At 76.1% G+C, this 19,852-nt stretch carries 19 protein-coding genes; 12 read left to right on the forward strand and 7 right to left on the reverse strand.

The genetic code is table 11. The annotated features are described in order from the left end of the window. Positions 1–88 precede the first annotated feature (88 nt). Together E4A51_RS11990 and greA are read left to right on the forward strand one after the other, a co-directional pair. A complete protein-coding gene (locus E4A51_RS11990) occupies positions 89–493 on the forward strand; it encodes a DUF4307 domain-containing protein (RefSeq protein ID WP_070319567.1) in 405 nt (134 codons plus the stop codon). A 216-nt stretch (positions 494–709) separates the two neighbouring features. Continuing rightward, on the forward strand, positions 710–1,195 hold the full coding sequence (gene greA / locus E4A51_RS11995; RefSeq protein ID WP_046530285.1) for a transcription elongation factor GreA: 486 nt from the start codon (positions 710–712) through the stop codon (positions 1,193–1,195). Between the two features lie 61 nt (positions 1,196–1,256). Here the strand turns inward: greA and ilvA are convergent, their stop codons facing one another. The 3 genes from ilvA to E4A51_RS12010 are packed head-to-tail and all read right to left on the reverse strand — an operon-like array spanning position 1,257 to position 5,037. Then, on the reverse strand, positions 1,257–2,468 hold the full coding sequence (gene ilvA, locus E4A51_RS12000; protein ID WP_134851872.1) for a threonine ammonia-lyase: 1,212 nt from the start codon (positions 2,466–2,468) through the stop codon (positions 1,257–1,259). Further along, positions 2,465–3,805 carry an AI-2E family transporter gene (locus E4A51_RS12005; RefSeq protein WP_134851873.1) on the reverse strand — a complete coding sequence of 447 codons (1,341 nt, stop codon included), beginning with the start codon at positions 3,803–3,805 and terminating at the stop codon, positions 2,465–2,467. Before E4A51_RS12005 ends, ilvA begins: the two co-directional genes overlap by 4 nt. Next, positions 3,802–5,037: a cystathionine gamma-synthase gene (locus E4A51_RS12010; RefSeq protein ID WP_046530283.1), complete on the reverse strand. Its 1,236-nt coding sequence runs from the start codon at positions 5,035–5,037 to the stop codon at positions 3,802–3,804. The genes E4A51_RS12005 and E4A51_RS12010 overlap by 4 nt, the downstream gene beginning before the upstream one ends. 127 nt (positions 5,038–5,164) lie before the next feature. On the opposite strand from E4A51_RS12010, the gene msrA reads away from it, so the two are divergent. The 8 genes from msrA to E4A51_RS12050 all read left to right on the forward strand — a co-directional run bounded on the left by msrA (position 5,165) and on the right by E4A51_RS12050 (position 14,173). Continuing rightward, a complete protein-coding gene (gene msrA / locus E4A51_RS12015; protein ID WP_070319569.1) occupies positions 5,165–5,842 on the forward strand; it encodes a peptide-methionine (S)-S-oxide reductase MsrA in 678 nt (225 codons plus the stop codon). A gap of 319 nt (positions 5,843–6,161) precedes the next feature. Continuing rightward, positions 6,162–7,736, forward strand: a complete 1,575-nt coding sequence (locus E4A51_RS12020) for an ATP-dependent DNA ligase (RefSeq protein WP_070319570.1) — start codon at positions 6,162–6,164, stop codon at positions 7,734–7,736. Between the two features lie 115 nt (positions 7,737–7,851). After that, positions 7,852–8,898: a DUF2776 family protein gene (locus tag E4A51_RS12025; protein WP_134851874.1), complete on the forward strand. Its 1,047-nt coding sequence runs from the start codon at positions 7,852–7,854 to the stop codon at positions 8,896–8,898. A 184-nt stretch (positions 8,899–9,082) separates the two neighbouring features. Then, entirely contained in the window at positions 9,083–9,826 is a 744-nt protein-coding gene (locus E4A51_RS12030) for a CPBP family intramembrane metalloprotease (RefSeq protein WP_240696478.1), read from the forward strand. A 36-nt stretch (positions 9,827–9,862) separates the two neighbouring features. Beyond that, a complete protein-coding gene (locus E4A51_RS12035) occupies positions 9,863–11,125 on the forward strand; it encodes an FAD-binding protein (RefSeq protein ID WP_134851875.1) in 1,263 nt (420 codons plus the stop codon). An 88-nt stretch (positions 11,126–11,213) separates the two neighbouring features. Further along, positions 11,214–12,728 (forward strand): ferric reductase-like transmembrane domain-containing protein, encoded by a 1,515-nt coding sequence (locus E4A51_RS12040; protein ID WP_082739968.1) that lies wholly within the window; start codon positions 11,214–11,216, stop codon positions 12,726–12,728. A gap of 6 nt (positions 12,729–12,734) precedes the next feature. After that, entirely contained in the window at positions 12,735–13,292 is a 558-nt protein-coding gene (locus E4A51_RS12045; RefSeq protein WP_134851876.1) for an FMN-binding protein, read from the forward strand. Continuing rightward, positions 13,289–14,173, forward strand: a complete 885-nt coding sequence (locus tag E4A51_RS12050) for an FAD:protein FMN transferase (protein WP_134851877.1) — start codon at positions 13,289–13,291, stop codon at positions 14,171–14,173. Before E4A51_RS12045 ends, E4A51_RS12050 begins: the two co-directional genes overlap by 4 nt. Positions 14,174–14,183: 10 nt before the next feature. Here the strand turns inward: E4A51_RS12050 and E4A51_RS12055 are convergent, their stop codons facing one another. After that, positions 14,184–15,119 carry a transglutaminase-like domain-containing protein gene (locus E4A51_RS12055; RefSeq protein ID WP_134851878.1) on the reverse strand — a complete coding sequence of 312 codons (936 nt, stop codon included), beginning with the start codon at positions 15,117–15,119 and terminating at the stop codon, positions 14,184–14,186. Between the two features lie 148 nt (positions 15,120–15,267). After that, positions 15,268–15,672, reverse strand: a complete 405-nt coding sequence (locus E4A51_RS12060; protein WP_046530277.1) for an FKBP-type peptidyl-prolyl cis-trans isomerase — start codon at positions 15,670–15,672, stop codon at positions 15,268–15,270. 122 nt (positions 15,673–15,794) lie between these two features. Here E4A51_RS12060 and E4A51_RS12065 point away from each other — a divergent pair, with 122 nt between their 5' ends. Together E4A51_RS12065 and E4A51_RS12070 are read left to right on the forward strand one after the other, a co-directional pair. Continuing rightward, on the forward strand, positions 15,795–16,655 hold the full coding sequence (locus tag E4A51_RS12065) for an alpha/beta fold hydrolase (RefSeq protein ID WP_070319574.1): 861 nt from the start codon (positions 15,795–15,797) through the stop codon (positions 16,653–16,655). Beyond that, positions 16,652–17,245 (forward strand): TetR-like C-terminal domain-containing protein, encoded by a 594-nt coding sequence (locus tag E4A51_RS12070; RefSeq protein WP_206120038.1) that lies wholly within the window; start codon positions 16,652–16,654, stop codon positions 17,243–17,245. The genes E4A51_RS12065 and E4A51_RS12070 overlap by 4 nt, the downstream gene beginning before the upstream one ends. 22 nt (positions 17,246–17,267) lie before the next feature. Here E4A51_RS12070 and E4A51_RS12075 read toward each other — a convergent pair whose 3' ends face one another. Both E4A51_RS12075 and E4A51_RS12080 read right to left on the reverse strand, forming a co-directional pair. After that, positions 17,268–18,266 carry an acetylxylan esterase gene (locus E4A51_RS12075; RefSeq protein WP_134851879.1) on the reverse strand — a complete coding sequence of 333 codons (999 nt, stop codon included), beginning with the start codon at positions 18,264–18,266 and terminating at the stop codon, positions 17,268–17,270. Positions 18,267–18,441: 175 nt separating this feature from the next. Continuing rightward, complete coding sequence (locus E4A51_RS12080; RefSeq protein ID WP_134851880.1) at positions 18,442–19,848, reverse strand: cystathionine beta-synthase; 1,407 nt, start codon at positions 19,846–19,848, stop codon at positions 18,442–18,444. Positions 19,849–19,852 lie beyond the last annotated feature (4 nt).

The raw sequence follows: 19,852 nt of genomic DNA on the forward strand, positions 1-19,852 counted from the left end.
GATCCCTCACGCGCCGCGCACCGCGTCCGTGCGCCCTCGAGCAGGGCACCCGAGACCGCCCACCGACACCGCACCAGGAGGCCCCACCGTGGTCGCACCGGCCCCCCGCCCGCCCGCCGGGCGCTACGGACCGGAACCCACCGACGGCACGCGCCGCCTGCAGCGCCTCGGGCTCGCCGCGCTCGTGGTGGTCGCGATGCTCGTGATCGGCTGGGTCGGCGGCGGCGTGCTGCGCGACCCCGTGCAGTGGCAGGACGTGGGCTACCGCGTCGACGGGCCGACGCGCACCGAGGTGACGTTCGACGTCACGACCGACGTGGGACGGTCGGCCACGTGCCGCGTGCAGGCGCTGTCGTCGTCGTACGCGCAGGTGGGCGTGCTCGACGTGCCCGTGCCGCCGGCCGACCACCGCACGCGGCGCGTCACCGTCACGGTGCCGACCGTCGAGCTCGCCGTGACCGGCGTCGTCGACGGGTGCCGCCTCGACGGGTGACACCGGTCCCCCGTCCGGGTCAGCGCGTCACGGTGCGCTTGGTAGGCTAGGCGTTTACGCCGCCCCCGGTCCGGCGTCACGCACAGGTCGACGTCACACCGCGGCGGGACGGCACCACCCCCTCCCTCCCGGCACCGCACGGCCTCGACGCGTGCCGGCACGTGGGGCCCACACGCCGCCGACGAGGCGGCCACCGGAGTCAAGGAAGGAGCGATCGTGACGGACACGACTGCTGCCACGTGGCTGACGCAGGAGGCCTACGACCGCCTCAAGGAGGAGCTCACGCACCTCGAGTCGGTGGGTCGCAAGGAGATCGCGGACCGCATCGCGGCGGCCCGGGACGAGGGCGACCTCAAGGAGAACGGCGGCTACCACGCCGCGCGCGAGGAGCAGGCCAAGCAGGAGGCGCGCATCCGCGAGCTGCAGGCCAAGCTGCGCAACGTGCAGATCGGCACGCCGCCGGACGACGGCGTCGTCGAGCCCGGCATGGTCGTGACCGCGGTCGTCGCGGGCGACGAGATGACGTTCCTGCTGGGCTCGCGCGAGATCGCGGGCACCGCGGAGATCGACGTCTTCTCCCCCACGTCGCCGCTGGGCGCCGCCATCCAGGGGCACAAGGTCGGCGACTCGACGTCCTACGAGGCGCCGAACGGCCGTCAGATCCCGGTCGAGATCACCGCGGCGAGCCCGTTCGTCGGCTGACCGCGCACGACCCGTCACGCGGGGGACGCACCGGAGAGCCGGTGGCGTCCCCCGCGTGCGTTCAGGCGTCGCCGATGCGGTAGCCCGCGGCGCGCAGCGTGGCCAGCACGGTCGCGCAGTGCTCGGCGCCCTTGGTCTCGATCTGCAGGTCGATCGCGACGTCGCTGAACGCGAGGTCGCCGCCCGTGCGCAGGTGCGACACGTGCATGACGTTGCCGCCCGTCGCGGCGACCTCGTGCAGCAGGTCCGCGAGGGCACCGGGCGTGTCCTCGACGACGACGTGCAGGTGCAGGTAGCGCCCGGCGGACGCGAGGCCGTGCCGCACGACGCGCAGCAGCACGAGCGGGTCGATGTTGCCGCCCGACAGCACGCACACCACCGGCCGCCCGTCGTCGCCCGCGACGCCGCGCGGGTCGGCCATGAGGGCCGCGACGGCCGCGGCGCCGGACGGCTCGACGACGAGCTTGGCGCGCTCCGCGACGAGCAGCAGCGCGCGCGACAGGTCCTCCTCGGACACGGTCCGCACGGGCACCTGGTGGCTCGCGAGCACCTCGAACGGCACGTCGCCGGGCGTGCCGACGGCGATGCCGTCGGCCATGGTCCGCAGCTCGGTCGCCGGCACCGGGCGGCCCGCCGCGAGCGACACCGGGTAGGCGGCCGCGCGGGCCGCCTGCACGCCGATCACGCGCACGTCGGGACGCTCGTCGAGCGCGGCGGCGATGCCGGCGGCCAGGCCGCCGCCGCCCACGGGCACGACGACCGTGCCGACGTCCGGCACCTGCTCGAGGACCTCGAGCGCGACCGTGCCCTGCCCGGCGTCGACGTCGGGGTGGTCGAACGGGTGGATGAGCACGGACCCGGTCCGCGCGGCGTGCTCGCGCGCGTGCACGAGCGCCTCGTCGACCGACGTGCCGGCGAGCTCGACGCGCGCACCGTAGCCGCGGGTCGCCGCGAGCTTGGGCAGCGCGGCGTCGACGGGCATGAAGATCACCGCGTCGATGCCCAGCAGGCGCGCCGCGAGCGCGACGCCCTGCGCGTGGTTGCCCGCGCTGGCGGCGACGACGCCGCGCGCCTGCTCGTCGGCCGTCAGCCGCGCCATGCGCGTGTAGGCGCCGCGGATCTTGAACGACCCGGCGCGCTGCAGGTTCTCGCACTTGAGCCACACGTCGGCGCCGGCCAGCTCGGACAGCGCACGGCTGCGCTGCACGGGCGTGCGCTCGGCGACGCCCTCGAGGAGCGCGGCCGCGGCGCGGACGTCGGCCGGCCCGATCACGGGCCGACCGGCGGGTCGCCCGCCGTGGTGCCGCGCGCGGGGCCGTGCTCGTGGCGGGCCGCGTCGGCCTCGGACTCCGCCTCGGCGGCGGCCGCGATCGCGCGGTCCACCACGGGGTGGCCCTTGGCGCGGATGGGCACGTGGTCGTGCGTGCCGAGCTGCGGGAACTTGTCGTGCCCGTGCAGGTACAGCACGACCGTGTTGACGACCGCCGCGATCGGCACCGCGAACAGCGCACCGACGATCCCGGCGACCAGCGAGCCGGACGTGACGACGAGGAGCACCGCGACCGGGTGCAGCGACACCGCGTGCCCCATGAGGAACGGCTGCAGCACGTGCCCCTCGAGCTGCTGCACGAGCAGCACGATGCCGAGCATGATCAGCGCCGACACCCAGCCCTGCGTGACGAGCGCGACGAGCACCGCGATGGCGCCCGTGACGATCGCGCCCACGAAGGGGATGAAGGAGCCGAAGAACACGAGGACGGCCAGCGGCATCGCGAGCGGCAGCTGCAGGATCGCCGCACCGGCGCCGATGCCGATCGCGTCGACGCCCGCGACGAGGATCTGCGTGCGCGTGTAGGCGCCGAGGGTGACCCAGCCGCGCCGGCCCGCCTGGTGGACGCGCTCGCGCGAGCCCCGCGGCAGCAGCCCGACGAGCCACGCCCAGATGCCGCGCCCGTCGATGAGGAAGAACAGCGTGCAGAACAGCGCGATGAGCGTGCCGGCCGCGACGTGCCCGACCGTGACGCCCACCGACAGCGCGCCCGAGGCGATCTGGTCGGCGCTCGACGCGGCGGCGTCCTGCAGCTGCGTGATCCACTCGTCGATGTCGGCCGTGCCGAGGTGCAGCGGCCCCTCCGACAGCCAGTCGACGAGCTTGGTGACGCCGTCGCTGGCCTGGTCCCACAGCTCGGTGACGCCGTTGACGATCGACTGCCCCGCGAGCGTCAGCAGCCCCGCGACGAGCCCGAGGAGCAGCACCACCGCGATCCCCGACGCCGCGGCGCGCGGCAGCCGCAGCCACCGCTGCAGCCCGCGCACCAGCGGCGAGAGCAGCACCGTGAGGAGCAGCGCGATCGCCACGGGCACGACGATGACCTTGAGGACCGCCAGGCCCCACACGCCGAGCGCGACGGCCGCGAGGATGACGATGAGGCGCCAGGACCACGCGGCGGCCGCCTGCACGGCGGGCGGCACGGGCCCCGGGCGCGGGGTCGCGGCGGTGCCGGGCGCGGGCAGCGGCTCGGCGGGCGCACCCTCCTGCGCCGCGCCGGGTGCGCCGTCGACCGCCGGGGCGGCCGTCGTGGCGTCGTCGCGACGGCCGGGCGTGCTCATCGACCGAGCCCGGCGGCCGCGAGCGCCTGACCGAGGTCGGCGAGCAGGTCCTCGACGTCCTCGATGCCGACGGACAGCCGCACGAGGTCGTCGGGGACCTCGAGCGCGGTGCCCGCGACGGAGCCGTGCGTCATGCGCCCGGGGTGCTCGATCAGCGACTCGACGCCGCCGAGCGACTCGGCGAGCGTGAACACCCGCGTCGCGGCGCACACCGCGACCGCGGAGTCGGCGGAGCCGGTGCGGAAGGCGACCATGCCGCCGAACCCGCGCATCTGCCGCGCTGCGACCTCGTGGCCGGGGTGCTCGGGCAGGCCGGGCCACAGCACCTCGGTGACGCCGGGGTGCTCGACGAGGAACCGCGCGACGGCCTCGGCGTTGGCCACGTGGCGGTCCATGCGCACCGCGAGGGTCTTGAGGCCGCGCAGCGTGAGCCACGCGTCGAACGGGCCCGCGACCGCGCCCGACGCGTTCTGCAGGAAGCCGACCGCGTCGCGCAGCGACGTCGTGCCCGTGGGCCCGGTCATGCCCGCGGGCAGCTGCGCGCCGTCCGCGACGACCACGGCACCGCCGACGACGTCGGAGTGCCCGCCGACGTACTTCGTGGTCGAGTGCACGACCGCGTCGGCGCCCAGTGCGAGCGGCTGCTGCAGGTACGGCGTCGCGAACGTGTTGTCGACGATCAGCACCGCGCCGTGCGACTGCGCGTGCGTCGCGATCGCCGCGACGTCGGCGATGCCCAGCAGCGGGTTGGTGGGCGTCTCGACCCAGATCGCCTTGGTGCGGCCCGGCTGGATCGCCGCGAGCACCGCGTCGGGGTCGGACAGGTCGACGGGCGTGTGCTCGATGCCCCACGGGCCCAGGACGCGCGCGATCAGGCGGTACGTGCCGCCGTACGCGTCGTCGGGCACCACGACGTGGTCGCCGGGGCGCAGCACCGAGCGCAGCAGCGCGTCCTCGGCCGCGAGGCCCGACGCGAACGCGAACCCCGCGGCGCCGCCCTCGACGGCGGCGAGCGCCTCCTGCAGCGCGTCGCGCGTCGGGTTGGCCGAGCGGGAGTACTCGTAGCCGTCGCGCAGGCCGCCGACGCCGTCCTGCTTGTACGTCGAGACCTGGTGGATCGGCGTCACCACCGCCCCCGTGCGGGGGTCCGGGTCCTGACCTGCGTGGATGGCGCGGGTCGAGAAGCCGGCGGCGGACCAGTCGTGGGGCTGCGCGAGCGGGTCGTGGGTCACGCCCCCAGGCTAGGCGGTGGTGCGCGGTGCGGCGCAGACCCACGCGCCGGCGGTGGCGCACGGCACGCGGAACACGGGCCGCGGCGCGCCTGTTGCACGTCGTGGACCCGACGACAAGGAGACGGTCATGGCCTCGCTGTTCGAGACGCTGCTGGGCTCGTCGCTGCGCACCACGATGGTGGACGCGGAGCACGCCCTCAAGGGACGGGACGGGTACCCCTACGCGGTCCCGTCGACGCACGCGGTGCTGGGCACGCCGCTGCAGGGCCCCTGGCCCGACAGCACGCGCGTGCTGTACCTGGCCTCGGGGTGCTTCTGGGGCGCCGAGAAGGAGGCGTGGCAGCTGCCCGGCGTCGTCACCACGGCCGTCGGCTACATGGGCGGGTTCACGCCCTACCCGACGTACGAGGAGACGTGCACGGGCCGCACGGGCCACACCGAGACGGTGATGGTCGCATACGACCCGACCGTGCTGTCCGACGTCGACCTGCTGCGGCACTTCTGGGAGGAGCACGACCCCACCCAGGGCTTCCGCCAGGGCAACGACGTGGGCACGCAGTACCGCTCCGCGGTGTTCTTCACGACGCCCGAGCAGGGCGCGGCCGCGCAGGAGACGCGCGACGCGTTCGCGCCGGTCCTCAAGGCCCGCGGCTACGGCGACGTGACGACGGAGATCCGCCCGGTCGAGGAGGCCGGCACGTTCTACTACGCCGAGGACTACCACCAGCAGTACCTCGAGAAGAACCCGGCGGGGTACTGCCCGGTGAACTCCACCGGCGTCGCCTGCCCGGTCCCCTCGGCCTGACCGAGCCGGATCGCCCTCTCACCACCCGGTGAGAGGGCGATCCAGTCACCCCACCCACCCGCGAGAGCGCGATCCAGTCACCCTCACCCGCGAGAGTGCGATTCAGTCACGGCGCCGTCACCGCGAGATCCGGCACGGAGTGCCCGTCCCTCGGCCCAGACGGTGCTGGATCGCACTCTCACCACCTGGTGAGAGTGCGATCCAGTCATCTACCCACCCGGTGAGAGGGCGATCCAGCCACGGCCGCTTCGCCGTGAGACGACGGGCGCTGGCCGGCACCCGTCGGGCGGGTGTGGGTGGCGCGGGTGAGGATGGGCGCATGCTGCTCGACGACGTCGCCGACGCGTCCGCCCGCGTGGCCGCGACGCGGTCGCGGCTCGCCAAGCGCGCGGTGCTGGTCGACGTGCTGCGGCGCGCGGGGGCCGACGGGACGCACGACGTCGCGGTCGTGGCGCGCTACCTCGCGGGCGAGCTGCGGCAGCGACGCACGGGCCTGGGCTGGCGGTCGCTGGCCGGGATGCCCGGGCCCGCGGACGCGCCGACGCTGACGGTCGCGGAGGTCGACGCCGCGTTCGCGACGATGGCGGAGATGTCCGGCCCCGGGTCCGCCACGGCCCGCACCGACGCCGCCCGCGCGCTGTTCGGCGCCGCGACCGAGCGCGAGCAGCACCTGCTGCGGGGGCTCGTCAGCGGTGAGCTGCGCCAGGGCGCGCTGGACGCGCTGCTGCTCGACGCGGTCGCCGAGGCCGCGGGCGTCCCCGCCGACGTCGTGCGGCGCGCCGCGATGCTCGCGGGCGAGACCGAGGCGGTCGCCGTCGCCGCGCTCGCCGCACCCTCCCCCGAGGACGCCCGGACCGCCCTCGCGGGGTTCACGCTCGCCGTGGGGCGGCCGGTGCGCCCGATGCTCGCGCAGTCCGCGCCCGACGTGCCGACGGCGGTCGCGCAGCTCCTCGGACGGGCGGGGACCTCCGACGGGCCGGCGGCCGAGGTGGTCGTCGACACCAAGCTCGACGGCATCCGGGTCCAGGTGCACCGCGACGGCGACGACGTGCGCGTGTACACGCGCAGCCTCGACGACGTGACGGCGCGCGTGCCCGAGCTCGTCGCGGCCGTCCGCGCGCTGCCCGCGCGCACGCTCGTGCTGGACGGCGAGGCGCTCGCGCTCGACGCCGACGGCCGCCCGCGCCCGTTCCAGGAGACGGCCTCGCGCAGCGCCACGCGCGACGCCGACCTCGCGGGCGCGACGACGCTCACGCCGTTCTTCTTCGACGTGCTGCACGTCGACGGCCGCGACCTGCTCGACGCGCCGCTGCGCGAGCGGCTGGCCGTGCTCGACCGGGTCGCGGCGCCGCACGTCGTGCAGCGGGTGGTCACGAGCGACCCGGCCGTGGCGGCCGAGCACTTCCGGTCCGTCGTCGCCGCCGGGCAGGAGGGCGTGGTCGTCAAGGCGTCCGACGCCCCGTACGAGGCGGGACGCCGCGGCGCCGCGTGGGTCAAGGTCAAGCCGCGGCACACGCTCGACCTCGTGGTGCTGGCCGTCGAGCGGGGGTCGGGGCGGCGGTCCGGGCTGCTGTCGAACATCCACCTGGGCGCACGCGACCCCGCGACCGGCGGGTTCGTCATGCTCGGCAAGACGTTCAAGGGCATGACCGACGAGACGCTCGCGTGGCAGACCGCGCGGTTCCGCGAGCTGGCGGTCGCCGACGACGGCTGGACCGTGACCCTGCGACCCGAGCAGGTCGTCGAGGTCGCGTTCGACGGGCTGCAGCGCTCGACACGCTACCCGGGCGGGCTCGCGCTGCGGTTCGCGCGGGTCCTGCGGTACCGCGAGGACAAGCCCGCCGCCGAGGCGGACACCATCGATGCGGTGCGCGCGCTCGCCGCGCCGGCCTGACGGCTCCGCGGGGTCGACGCAGCCGCCCAGGGCGGCGGCGGGCGGCACCTCCCGGCGCGCCGACGCCCCGAGAGGTCCCTACGCTGGCGGTGAGGGATCTGCCCAGGGGGAGAGCATGAACCGCTCGATCAGCATCCTGTTCCGCGCCATCCCGCTCGCGATGGGCGCCGTATGCCTCGCGTTCGGCCTGGACGTGCTGTCCGGCGGCTCGGACGCCGGACACTTCGTCGCCGGGCACGTCTGCCTCGCGCTCACCGCGATCTGCGTCGCGCTGTTCACGACGGCGGCGACGATCATCCGCCAGCTCGTGCACCGCTACGGCGAGGTGTGGGAGATCGTCCTGCCCGTCCTCGGCTACGCGGTGGCTGCCGCGACGACGCTCTGGGGCGCGCTCGTCGCGGCCGGCGGGTCCGAGCCGCAGCGCGTCGTCGCCGGGCACGTCCTCATCGGCATCGGCTTCATCGCCGCGTGCGTCAGCACGGTCGCGACGGCGTCCACCAAGTTCGTCCTCATCCAGCGGTCCGCCGCGCTCGGCGCCGGGGGCGGCGCGCCGGACGGCGCGTACACGCGGGCCGCCGGCCGGGCGCTCGTCGCGGTGCCGGCCGTGCTCGCGACCGTGGGTCTGGTGCTGTCGGCCACGCTCTACGCCCACGGCGGCACGCCGCACCTGGTGGCGGCGCACGTGCTCACCGGGCTGTCGCTCGTCTGCGCGTCGCTCGTCGCGCTCGTCGCGAGCATCGTGCGGCAGGTGCGCAACGAGTTCGGCGACGCCGAGCGCTACCGCTGGTCGTGGTGGGTGGTCGCGATGGGGACCATCAACGTCGGCCTCGGGATCGGGGTGCTGCTCGCGTCCGACGACCCCGCGCGGCTCGCCCCCGGGACCGTGCTCGTCGGCCTCGGGCTGGTCTGCTTCAGCATCCTGTCCAAGGTGCTGCTGCTCGCGCTGGTGTGGCGGCGGGTCTTCGCGCTGGCGAACCGCATCCCGCTGATCCCCGTGGGCACCGCGCTCGCGTGCCTCTTCTTCGCGGCGTTCCTCTTCGAGGCCAGCACGCGGCAGCCCGGCTACTTCGTCGGCGCGCACGTGCTGGTGGGCCTCGGCGCCGTGTGCTTCACGCTGTTCTCGATCGTGTCGATCCTCGAGGCGGGCACCTCGACGTCGTGACGGCGGACGGCGCCCGCACCGCGGACGACGGGCTGCACGCGGGCACGCCGTGAGGCAGGGTGTCCGGATGGACGAGACGGCCGGGACCCTGCCGGCAGCGCCCGAGGACGGGCTCCGGCGCGTCGCCGCGCCGTCCGCCTGGCGCGTCGTCGCCGCGGCGCTCGTGTGCGGCTCGGCCGTGCTCATGTTCGCGCTGCACGTCCGGCCGCTCGCGTACGTCCCGCTCGTCCTGGGCGTGCTGCTCGCGTGGGCGGTCGACCGCGTGCTGGGGCGCGACCTGCTCGTGGTCGCGACCGGCATGGTCATCGTCTCGACCATCCCGCTCGGCGCCGACCTGTCCGACCTCGGCATGGTGCGGTTCACGATCGCGCTGTCGCTCGCCGTGGTGATCCCGTACGTGCTGTCGCGGCACGTCAACGGCGACGACGTCGTCCGGTTCCCGTGGCGCACCGGGCGGCGGTGGACGCGCACGCAGTGGGCGTACCTGCTGTTCGTCGTGGGCGCCGGGTACCTCGTGCTGCCGTTCTACTTCCTCGACTCGGGCGCGTACCGGAACTGGCCCACGGTCGTGGAGGGGCACGAGGTCGCGCGCCTGTTCGTCGGCGTCAACGCCGTCGGAACGTGGGACGAGCTGTTCTTCATCTGCATCGTCTTCGCGCTGCTGCGCCGGCACTTCGGCCTGTGGACCGCGAACGTGCTGCAGGCGCTCGTCTTCGTGTCGTTCCTGTGGGAGCTCGGCTACCGCGAGTGGGGCCCGCTCCTGACGATCCCGTTCGCCCTCATCCAGGGCTTCACGTTCAACCTCACCAAGTCCCTCACCTACGTGCTGGTCGTGCACCTGCTCTTCGACGCCGTCGTCTTCATGGTGCTCGTGCACGCCCACACCCCCGAGCTGTTCGACGTCTTCGTCACCGCACCCGCGCGCTGAACCGTCGCGCCGCACCACCCGAGAGGCAGGACCCCCATGACCGACGCGCTCACCACCTGGGCCGGCAGCCACACGTTCCGCGGCGGACCGCTCGTGCACCCCACGAGCGTCACCGAGGTCGCCGAGCTCGTCGCCGGCGCGCAGCACGTGCGCGCGATCGGCTCGCGGCACTCGTTCCACGACCTCGCCGACTCCCCCGGCACGCTCGTCGCGCTCGACCGGCTCGAGGTCCCGACCGTCGTCGACCCCGACGCCCGCACCGTGACCGTCGGCGCGGGCGTGCGGTACGGCGAGCTCGCGCGCGACCTGCACGCCGCGGGCTGGGCCCTGCACACCATGGCCTCGCTGCCGCACATCGCGGTCGCCGGCACGGTCGCGACGGCCACGCACGGTTCGGGCGACGCGTCGCCCAACCTGTCGGCGGTGGTCCGTGGCCTGGAGGTCGTCGGCGCGGGCGGCGAGGTGCGCGTCCTGGGCCCCGACGACCCCGAGCTCGCGGCGTCCGTGGTGGGCCTCGGCGCGCTGGGCGTCGTCACGCGCGTGACGCTCGCGATCCAGCCGACGTACGACGTCGCGCAGGAGGTGTGGCTCGACCTGCCGTGGGACGTCGCGCTCGGACGGTTCGACGCGATCATGGGCTCGGCGTACTCCGTGAGCCTGTTCACCGACTGGACCGGCGACGCCGTCGGCCAGGTGTGGCGCAAGCACCGGGTCGACGCCGGGACGCTCGGGGACGACGCCGTGCTCGCGGGCGCGCGCCCCGCCGAGGGCCCCGTGCACCCCGTGCCCGGCCAGGACCCCGCGGCCTGCACGCAGCAGGGCGGCGTGCCCGGCCCCTGGCACGAGCGCCTGCCGCACTTCCGGCTCGAGTTCACGCCCAGCGCGGGTGCCGAGCTGCAGTCCGAGTGGCTCGTGCCGCGCGCGCACGCCGTCGCCGCGATCGAGGCGCTGCGCGGGCTGAGCGACCAGGTGTCGCCGCTGCTGATGATCAGCGAGATCCGCTCGATCGCGGGCGACGACCTGTGGCTGTCGACCGCGCACGGCGGCGACCGCGTGGGCCTGCACTTCACCTGGCAGCCGCGCCGCGCCGAGGTCGAGGCCGTGCTGCCCGTGATCGAGGCCGCGCTCGCGCCGTTCGACGCGCGCCCGCACTGGGGCAAGCTCTTCGCCGGCCCGGGCGCCGGGCGGACCTGGCAGGACCTCTACCCGCGGTGGGACGACGCCCGCGCGCTGATCGAGCGCTGCGACCCCGCGGGCGTCTTCGCGAACGACTACCTGCGGCGCGTGGGCCTGCACTGACGCACAGGCACCGCACAGGGCCGCCTCAGCGGCTTCGCGGGCGGGCCGCTCAGGCTCGAGCTCACCGGGACACCCCAGGGAGCACACCATGAGCGCCACCCGCACCGACGCACCGACCGCCACCCCGCCGGACGGCGCCCGCACCGCCGAGCCGGCCGGCAGGCTCGGCCCCGCCGGGCACCTCGGCCCGTCCGCCGCCGCCGGCGCACCCCCCGCCGCACCACGGCGGTCGCACGCCCGCGCGCTGCTGCCGCCCGTGCGGCGTGCGTGGTGGCGCGACGCGGTCGCGGCGCTCGTCGGCGGGCACCTCGCGCTCGTCACGCTGCTGTGGGCCACCGCGGACGGCCTCGACGTGTCCACCACGGCCGCGCTCGCGACGTCCGCGGGGCGGCTGCTGGGGCTGTGGGCGTCCGCGCTGCTGCTGGTCCAGGTGCTCGGCATGGCGCGCGTGCCGTGGGTCGAGCGCGCGGTCGGGCAGGACCGGCTGAGCGCGTGGCACCGGTGGGCGGGCTTCACGTCGTTCTGGATGCTCGTCGCGCACCTCGTGCTCGTGACCGTGGGGTACGCGGCGTCCGACGGGCGCGGCGTGGTCGGCGAGCTCGTGCAGCTGGTGCTGACGCTGCCCGGCATGCTGCTGGCGGCCGCGGGCACCGCGCTGCTCGTCGCCGTCGTGGGGCTGTCGGTGCGCGCCGCGCGCCGCCGCCTGCGCTACGAGTCCTGGCACCTGCTGCACCTGTACGCGTACCTCGGCGTGGGCCTCGCGCTGCCGCACCAGCTGTGGACCGGCACGAGCTTCCTGCTGCACCCGTGGGCCGCGACGTACTGGTGGGCGCTGTACGGCGTCACCTTCGTCTCGGTGGTCGTGTTCCGCCTCGTCCGGCCGCTCGCGCTGTCGCTGCGGCACGACCTGCGCGTCGCGGCCGTGCTGCCCGACGCGCCGGGGCTGGTCTCGGTCGTGGTGCGCGGCCGCGACCTGCACCGGCTGCGCGCCGAGGCCGGGCAGTTCTTCGTGTGGCGGTTCCGCACCGGCGCCGGGTGGACGCGCGCGCACCCGCTGAGCCTGTCGGCCGTGCCGCGGACCGACGGGCTGCGCGTGACCATGGACGTGACGGGCGACGACGGCGCACGCGTGGCCGCGGCCCGGCCCGGCACGCGCGTGCTCGTCGAGGGGCCGTTCGGGCGCGTGACCCCGAGCAGCCGCCGGCACGCGCGGCTCGCGGCGTTCGCCGCCGGCGCGGGCGTCGCGCCGGTGGTCGGGCTGCTCGAGCACGGCGCGGCGCACCCCGGCGTCGACACGCTCGTGCTGCGGCACCGCGACGACGCCGACCTGCCGCTGCGGGACGACGTCGACGCGCTCGTGCGGCACGCGGGCGTGCGGTTCCTCGACCTGCCGGGGCCGCGATCGCGCACCGGCACGCCGTGGCTGCCGGCCCACCTGGGCCACCACGCGGGCCCCGCCGCGCTGCACCAGCTCGTCCCGGACCTGCTCGACCACGACGTCGTCGTGTGCGGGCCGCCCGCCTGGACCGCCGCGCTCGTCGCCGACCTGCGCACCGCGGGCGTCGCCCGCTCCGCCATCCACGTCGAGAGCTACGTCTGGTAGGTCGTCATGCGCCGCATCCTCCTGAGCATCGTCACGACCGTCTCGGGCGTCGTGCTGCTCCTGCAGTACCCCACGAGCCTCGACCGCTCGGCCGGCACGACCGACGTCACGGCCGCGGGGACCACCACGACCGGGACGACCGGCGGAGCCCCGTCGGCGGGGTCCTCCGCCGGGTCCGACCGTGCGGGGTCGGCGAGCGCGTCGTCGTCCGGGTCGTCCGGGGCGTCCGGCGGGTCGTCGGGCACCTCGTCCGGCACCTCGTCCGGCGGGTCGTCGGCCGGCACCGGGCTGACCGACGGCCGGTACACGGCGTCGACGTCGATGCGCTACGGCACCGTGAGCGTGACCGTCACGGTGAGCGGCGGCCGGGTCACGGCCGCGTCGGGCTCGCAGGACTCGCAGGACGGGCACTCGCGGCAGGTCTCGTCGGCCGCGCTGCCGACCCTCGACGACGAGGCGACGACCGCGGGCACCGCGTCGATCGCGATGGTGTCGCACGCGACGTTCACGAGCGAGGCGTACGCGCAGTCGCTGCAGGCCGCGCTCGACCAGGCACGCCCGTGAACGCCGTCGCGGGCGCCCGCCCGGACGCCGCCGCCGTCGCGGCCGCCGCGCGCCCGACCGACCTGCCGGCGGACCCGTCGGACCCGTCGGACGGCCCTGCGGCCCGCACCGCCGACGCCCTCGCGCGCGCGGCGGCGGCGCTGCCGGTGCGCGCGTGGGTCGAGCACCACATGGGCATGCCGTGGAGCGTGCACGTGCGCGGCGACGCGGCGCACGACCCGCGCACCGCCGCGACGGTCGAGCGCGCGTTCGCGCGCGTGGCCGCGCTCGACGCCGAGCTGAGCCCGTTCCGCGCGGGATCGGCGCTGAACCGGCTGCGCCGCGGCGAGCTCGCGCTCGCCGACGCACCGGACGCCCTGCGCGCCGTGCACGCCCGCTGCCTCGCGGCACGCGACGCGACCGACGGCGCGTTCGACGCGTGGGGCTGGCGTGACGGGTTCGACCCGACGGGCCTGTCGAAGGGCTGGTCGGTCGACCACGTGCTCGGGCTGCTGGGCGTGCTCGACGCGGACGTCGCGGTGGGTGCGGGCGGCGACGTCGGCGTGCGCTCGGCGTCGGGGCTGCCGTGGCGCGTGGGCGTCGAGGACCCGGCCGACCGGGGGCGGCTGCTCGCGCACGTCGACCTGCTGGACGGCGGCGTCGCGACGTCGGGCACGGCGGCGCACGGCGGGCACGTCGTCGACCCGCGCACCGGCGGCCCGGTGTGGGGCGTCCGGTCGGCGACGGTCGTCGCCGCGGACGTCGTGACCGCCGACGTGTGGGCGACCACCGCGATGGTGCTCGGCCCGGGCGACGCACCGGCACGGCTCGCGGCGCTGCCGGGCACGCGGGGCGTCCTCGTCACGGCCGACGGCGCCGTGCACCGCTGGGCGACGCCCTGAGCGTGCCGGGTCAGTCCCAGTCGGTGGTGCGCGTGCGCAGGTCGGTCCACCCGGACCGTCCGAGGGGCGACGTCGTGCGCACCCGGTCGCCGGGGTGCAGGCGCGGGTCGGTGGCGTAGCGGCGGGCCGCCTCGCGCTCGGCGTCGACGTCGCCCGCGTCGGCCCGCACCAGCAGGTCGGCGATCTCGTCGGCGAGCGCGTCGAGCTCGGCCTCGGGCACGTCGCCGGGTGCCGGGCCCCACACGTCCCACAGCAGGAGCTCGTCGCGCCGCCGGTGCGCGAGCTCGAGCGTGAGGTACGCGCGGACCAGGCCGCGGCCGCGCAGCGCGGGCACGCCCCGCACGCCGTACGCGTCGAGGTCGAGGCCGTGCGCGCGGTGGGCGACCCACAGCTCGGCGGCGGTGGGGAACGGGCTGTGCGGGCCCGTCGGCATGTCGAACGGGTCGAACGGCTCACCGGCGAGCGGCGCGGCCCCGAAGGCGGCGTCGAGCTCGGGGTCGCTGCGCACCCAGCGCGCGCCGTCCCACCGCTCGACGACGACGTGGTCGAGGGCGAGCGCGGGGTCGAGGTAGCGCGCGAAGCCGACGCGCGAGCGCGCCGGGACGCCGTGCGCGCGGAGCGCGCCGACGACGAGGAGCGTGTGGTCGCGGCAGCAGCCGGCGACGCGGTCGGCGTGCGGGCGGCCCGCGAGCGGCGCGGACGAGACCGCGAGGCCGGCGGCCAGGATCCGGTCGAGCCAGCGCAGGTCGATCGTGGGCAGACGCGCGGGGTCGAGCGTGTGCGCGGACGCGCGGTAGTGGCCGATGAGGCCGGTGGCCGCGGCGTGCAGGTCCTCGGGGCGGGTGCCGACGGCCACGAGGACGGCAGCGTGCTCGCGGGGGTCGCTGTACTCCGAGTGCGCGGCCCACCAGGCGGGGTCGACGTCGAGGCTCGTGGTGCTGCTCACGGCGGCATCCTGCCGCGCGCGCCGCACGGGGCCACGGCGCGTCCACGGCGGGAGACGCGGACGCGCGACGTGCCGTCGCGCGCGGCCGGGCCCGGACGCACGCGCGGCCGGCACCCGTGGGGGCCGGCCGCGCGGTGGTGACGTCGCGTCAGCTGACGCCGACGATGTCGACGACGAAGACCAGCGTGTCGCCGCCCTTGATGCCGGCCTGCGGCACGCCGCGGTCGCCGTACGCGAGGTGCGACGGGATCGAGAGCAGCACGCGCGAGCCGACCTGCTGGCCGACGAGGCCCTCGTCCCAGCCGGCGATGACGGCGCCGACGCCGATCGGGAAGCTGATGGACGACCCGCGGTCGAACGAGTTGTCGAAGACACCGCCCTGCCACGACTGGCCGAGGTAGTGCACCTCGATGTCCTGACCCGCCTCGACGAGCGCGCCGTCGCCGCGGCTGAGCACCACGACCTCGAGCTCACCCGACGGCTGCGCGTCCGGGAACGTGAGCGTGGGCTTGGTGCCGGGAGCGCCCGAGACCTCGGGCAGCGCTGCGGCCATGTCGACTTCTCCTTCGGTGGGTGACAGTGCCCGCCCATCCTGCCCTGCGCACGGTGGGGGTGCGCGGCGCCGTTCGCCCTCGGCGGATGGACACCGTTGGCTAATGGCATTAGCTTTACCGCATGACGCACCTCCTCACCGTGCCCGAGGGCACCGTCTCCTACGAGGTCCACGGCCCCGACGGCGGCACGACCGTCGTCCTCGTGCCCGGCATGGGCGACCTGCGGTCCTCCTACCGCGACCTGGTCGACCCGCTCGTGACCGCCGGCCACCGCGTCGTCGTCACCGACGTGCGCGGCCACGGCGACGGGACGCACGCGTTCGCCCGTCACGGCGTCGAGCCCACCGCGCAGGACGTGTCGGCGCTGCTCGACGCGCTGGGCGTCGACGCCGACCACCCCGCCGTGCTCGTCGGCTCGTCCTTCGCGGCAGGGTCGGTCGCACGCGTCGCCGCCCTCGAGCCGGCGCGGGTCCGGGGCGTCGCGCTGCTCGCGTACGCCGCGAACGACGCGCCCGCGGGGCGCGCGGTCACCGCGCAGGTCCGCCTGCTGCTGGCGCGCCCGTGGGGAGCCGCGGCGTGGGCGTGGTTCTACGGCAGCCTGCTGAAGGGCCGCCGCGCCACCTGGACCGACGCGCACCTCACGGACCTGCGGCGCGCGCTGCGCACGCCCGGCGCGCTCGGGCAGCTGCGCCGGCTCGCCCTCGCGCTGACGGCAGGCGGGCACCGCACGCTGCTCGACCAGGTGCGCGTCCCCGTCCTCGTCGTCACCGGCGCCCTCGACCCCGAGACGCCGGACCCCGCGGCCACGCACGCCGCGACGCTCGCGACCGTGCCGCACGACGCCGTCACCGGGCTGCTCGTGCCCGAGGCGGGCCACTACCCGCAGCACCAGCGCGCCGACCTCGTCGCGCCCGCGCTCGTCGACCTCGTCGCGGGCCTGCCGCGCACGAGCGGGGCCCCGGCGACGGGCGGCGACGCGTGAGCCCGCGCGCCGGGCTCGACCGGGCCGCCGTCACCGAGCACGCCCTCGCGGTCGTCGACGCCGGCGGGCCCGAGGCGTGGCAGGCGCTGTCGCTCGCCGCCGTCGCGGCGCGCGCGGGCGTCGCGGTGCCCAGCCTCTACAAGCACGTCGACGGCCTGCCGGGGCTGCGGCGCGAGGTCGCACTGCGGGCGGTGCCCGAGCTCGACGACGTCGTCGCGGCGGCCGCCGCCACCACCGACGACCCCGACGCGCGCCTGCGGGCCGTGGCGCACGCCATCCGCGCCTGGGCGCGCCGGCGCCCCGGCCGCTACCAGGCCGTGCAGGGCGGCTGGCTGTCGCAGGCGGACGCGGGCGAGGTGCACGCCGCGAGCCTGCGCGCGGTCGACCGCCTCGCGACCCTCGTCGCCGACCTGGGCGTGCCGCCCGAGCGGCGCGTCGACGCCGTGCGGGCCGTGCGCGCCGGCGTGCACGGGTTCGTCGTGCTCGAGCTCGAGGGCGGCTTCGGCATGACCGAGGACGTCGGGACGAGCTTCGCGTACCTCGTCGACGGGCTGGTCGCGGGGCTGCGCCGCGCGGCGGACGGCACCTGAGCCCGCCCGCCGCGCGCGGGCGTCAGCGGGCCAGCACGTCCCGCAGCCAGCGCAGCTGCGCGTCGACCTGGAAGCCCTGCCCGCCCTCGTGCTCGTTGAACTCGTAGACCTCGATCGCCTGCGCGGGGCGCTCGGGCGCGAGCGTGCCGTAGTGGTTGTACGCCGCGAACACGGTCGACGGCGGGCAGATCGGGTCGCGCAGCGCGACCGAGAACAGCGTCGGCGCGGTCGCACGACGGCCCAGGTGCACGCCGTCGAGGTACGACAGCGTGCGCATCGCGGCGTCCTTGTGGTCGCGGTGCACCGCGAGGTACGTGACGACCTCGTGGTACGGGTCGGTGTCGACCAGCGCGATCGCGCGCGGCACGTGGCACAGGAACGGCACGTCGGGCATGACGCCCGCGAGCCCTTCCGTGAGCCCGGCGACCGCGAGCGTGATGCCGCCGCCCTGCGACCCGCCCGTGACGACCACGCGCTCGGGGTCGACGCCCGGCAGCGACCGCACGGCCTCGACCGCGCGCACGCCGTCGGTGAACACGCGCCGGTAGTAGTGGTCCGCCGGGTCGAGGATCCCGCGCGTCATGAACCCGGGCACCTGCGGGCCCGCGCCCACGGGGTCGGGGGTGTCGCCGCCGCTCCCCCAGCGCGACCCCTGGCCGCGCGTGTCCATGAGCAGGTGCACGTAGCCCGCCGCGGCCCACGCGAGCCGCTCGTGCGGGCGCCCGCGACCGCCGCCGTAGCCGATGAACTCGACGACCGCGGGCAGCGACGACCCGTCCGTGGCCGAACCCGCGGGGCGCGTCACCCACGCCTTGACGGGGTGGCCGCCGAACCCGGCGAACGTCACGTCCTCGACGTCGACCAGCACGAGCCCCGCGTCGTACGGCTCGCGGCGCACGTCCAGGTCGAACGCGCGCGTCTCCGCGAGCGTCGTCGCCCAGAACTCGTCGAGGTCGGCGGGCTCGTCGAGCTCGGGCAGGTAGCGCTCGAGCTCGGGCAGGGGCAGGTCGTACAGCGCCATCGCGGGTGCACCTCCGGGCAGTGGCCCGGGAAGGGGGCACCCGGGACCGGCGCAGCGATGCTAGCGCGGTCGCAAGCGCTTCCCCGCCGCGCCACGGCACGCTGCCGCGGACGGTGCGCCACCCGGGCGACGCACCGTCCGCGCAGGTCGGCGGGGTTCCGACGTGCGCCGTCGGTCAGCGCGCGAGGAACCCCAGCAGGTCGTGGCGCGTGAGCACGCCCACGGGTCGGCCGTCGTCGACGACCATGAGCGCGTCGGCCTTCTCGAGCGCGGCACGCGCGGCGTCGACCGGCTCGCCCGAGCCGATGAGCGGCAGCGGCGCGGACATGTGCGCGTCGACGCGGTCCGCGAGCGACGCGGCGCCCGAGAACACCGCGTCGAGCAGCTCGCGCTCGCTCACCGCGCCCGCGACCTCGCCGATCATCACGGGCGGCTCGGCGCCGACCACGGGCATCTGCGAGACGCCGTACTCGCGCAGGATCTCGATCGCGTCGCGCACCGTCTCGGTGGGGTGCGTGTGCACGAGCGCGGGCAGGTCGCCGCCCTTGGTGCGCAGCACGTCCGCGACCGTCGCGCCCTCGCCGCCCGCGAGGAAGCCGTACGAGCGCATCCACGAGTCGTTGAAGATCTTCGACATGTACCCGCGGCCGCTGTCGGGGAGGATCACGACGTACACCGCGCGGGCCGCGGCCTGCGGGTTGCGCTCCTGCAGCGCCCGCGCGTGCCGCAGCGTCGCCTCGACGGCCATGCCGCACGAGCCGCCGACCAGCAGACCCTCCTCGCGCGCCAGGCGGCGCGTCATCGCGAACGAGTCGGCGTCCGACACCGCGACGATCTCGTCCGGCACCGACGGGTCGTACGCGGCCGGCCAGAAGTCCTCGCCCACGCCCTCGACGAGGTAGGGCCGCCCGTCGCCGCCCGAGTACACCGAGCCGGCGGGGTCGGCGCCGACCACGACGACGCGCCCGCCGTCGGCCTCCGCGCGGTCCGCCGACGCGTCGTGCAGGTAGCGGCCGGTGCCCGTGATGGTGCCGCCCGTGCCGACGCCCGCGACGAGGTGCGTGATCCGCCCCTCGGTGTCGGCCCAGATCTCGGGGCCCGTGCTCGCGTAGTGGCTCGCCGGCCCGTTCGGGTTGGCGTACTGGTTCGGCTTCCACGCGCCCGGCGTCTGCGCAGCGATGCGGTCCGACACCGAGTAGTACGAGTCGGGGTGGTCGGGCGGCACGGCAGTGGGCGTCACGACGACCTCGGCGCCGTACGCGCGCAGCACGTCGCGCTTGTCCTGGCTGACCTTGTCGGGGCAGACGAACACGCAGCGGTACCCCTTGCGCTGCGCGACGAGCGCGAGCCCGACGCCCGTGTTGCCCGACGTCGGCTCGACGATCGTGCCGCCCGGCTGCAGCTCGCCCGAGGCCTCGGCGGCCTCGATCATGCGCAGCGCGATGCGGTCCTTCACCGACCCGCCGGGGTTCAGGTACTCGACCTTCGCCAGGATGGTGGCGGTCAGGCCGGTGGTCACGGACGAGAGCCGCACGAGCGGGGTGCCGCCGACGAGCTCGGAGATGTGCTGGGCGTACTTCACGCGC

This window comes from Cellulomonas sp. HD19AZ1, from assembly GCF_004535805.1.
GTDB classification, from domain to species: Bacteria; Actinomycetota; Actinomycetes; order Actinomycetales; family Cellulomonadaceae; genus Cellulomonas; species Cellulomonas iranensis.

What these genes read in the sequence shown, in the direction of transcription:
- E4A51_RS12045 (WP_134851876.1), top strand. Translation starts at nt 12,735, where the DNA reads ATGCGCCGCATCCTCCTGAGCATCGTCACGACCGTCTCGGGCGTCGTG.
- E4A51_RS12030 (WP_240696478.1), top strand. Translation starts at nt 9,083, where the DNA reads ATGTTCGCGCTGCACGTCCGGCCGCTCGCGTACGTCCCGCTCGTCCTG.
- E4A51_RS12020 (WP_070319570.1), top strand. Translation starts at nt 6,162, where the DNA reads ATGCTGCTCGACGACGTCGCCGACGCGTCCGCCCGCGTGGCCGCGACG.
- E4A51_RS12060 (WP_046530277.1), bottom strand. Translation starts at nt 15,672, where the DNA reads ATGGCCGCAGCGCTGCCCGAGGTCTCGGGCGCTCCCGGCACCAAGCCC.
- E4A51_RS12040 (WP_082739968.1), top strand. Translation starts at nt 11,214, where the DNA reads ATGAGCGCCACCCGCACCGACGCACCGACCGCCACCCCGCCGGACGGC.
- E4A51_RS12025 (WP_134851874.1), top strand. Translation starts at nt 7,852, where the DNA reads ATGAACCGCTCGATCAGCATCCTGTTCCGCGCCATCCCGCTCGCGATG.
- msrA (WP_070319569.1), top strand. Translation starts at nt 5,165, where the DNA reads ATGGCCTCGCTGTTCGAGACGCTGCTGGGCTCGTCGCTGCGCACCACG.
- E4A51_RS12075 (WP_134851879.1), bottom strand. Translation starts at nt 18,266, where the DNA reads ATGGCGCTGTACGACCTGCCCCTGCCCGAGCTCGAGCGCTACCTGCCC.
- E4A51_RS12065 (WP_070319574.1), top strand. Translation starts at nt 15,795, where the DNA reads ATGACGCACCTCCTCACCGTGCCCGAGGGCACCGTCTCCTACGAGGTC.
- E4A51_RS12035 (WP_134851875.1), top strand. Translation starts at nt 9,863, where the DNA reads ATGACCGACGCGCTCACCACCTGGGCCGGCAGCCACACGTTCCGCGGC.
- E4A51_RS12005 (WP_134851873.1), bottom strand. Translation starts at nt 3,805, where the DNA reads ATGAGCACGCCCGGCCGTCGCGACGACGCCACGACGGCCGCCCCGGCG.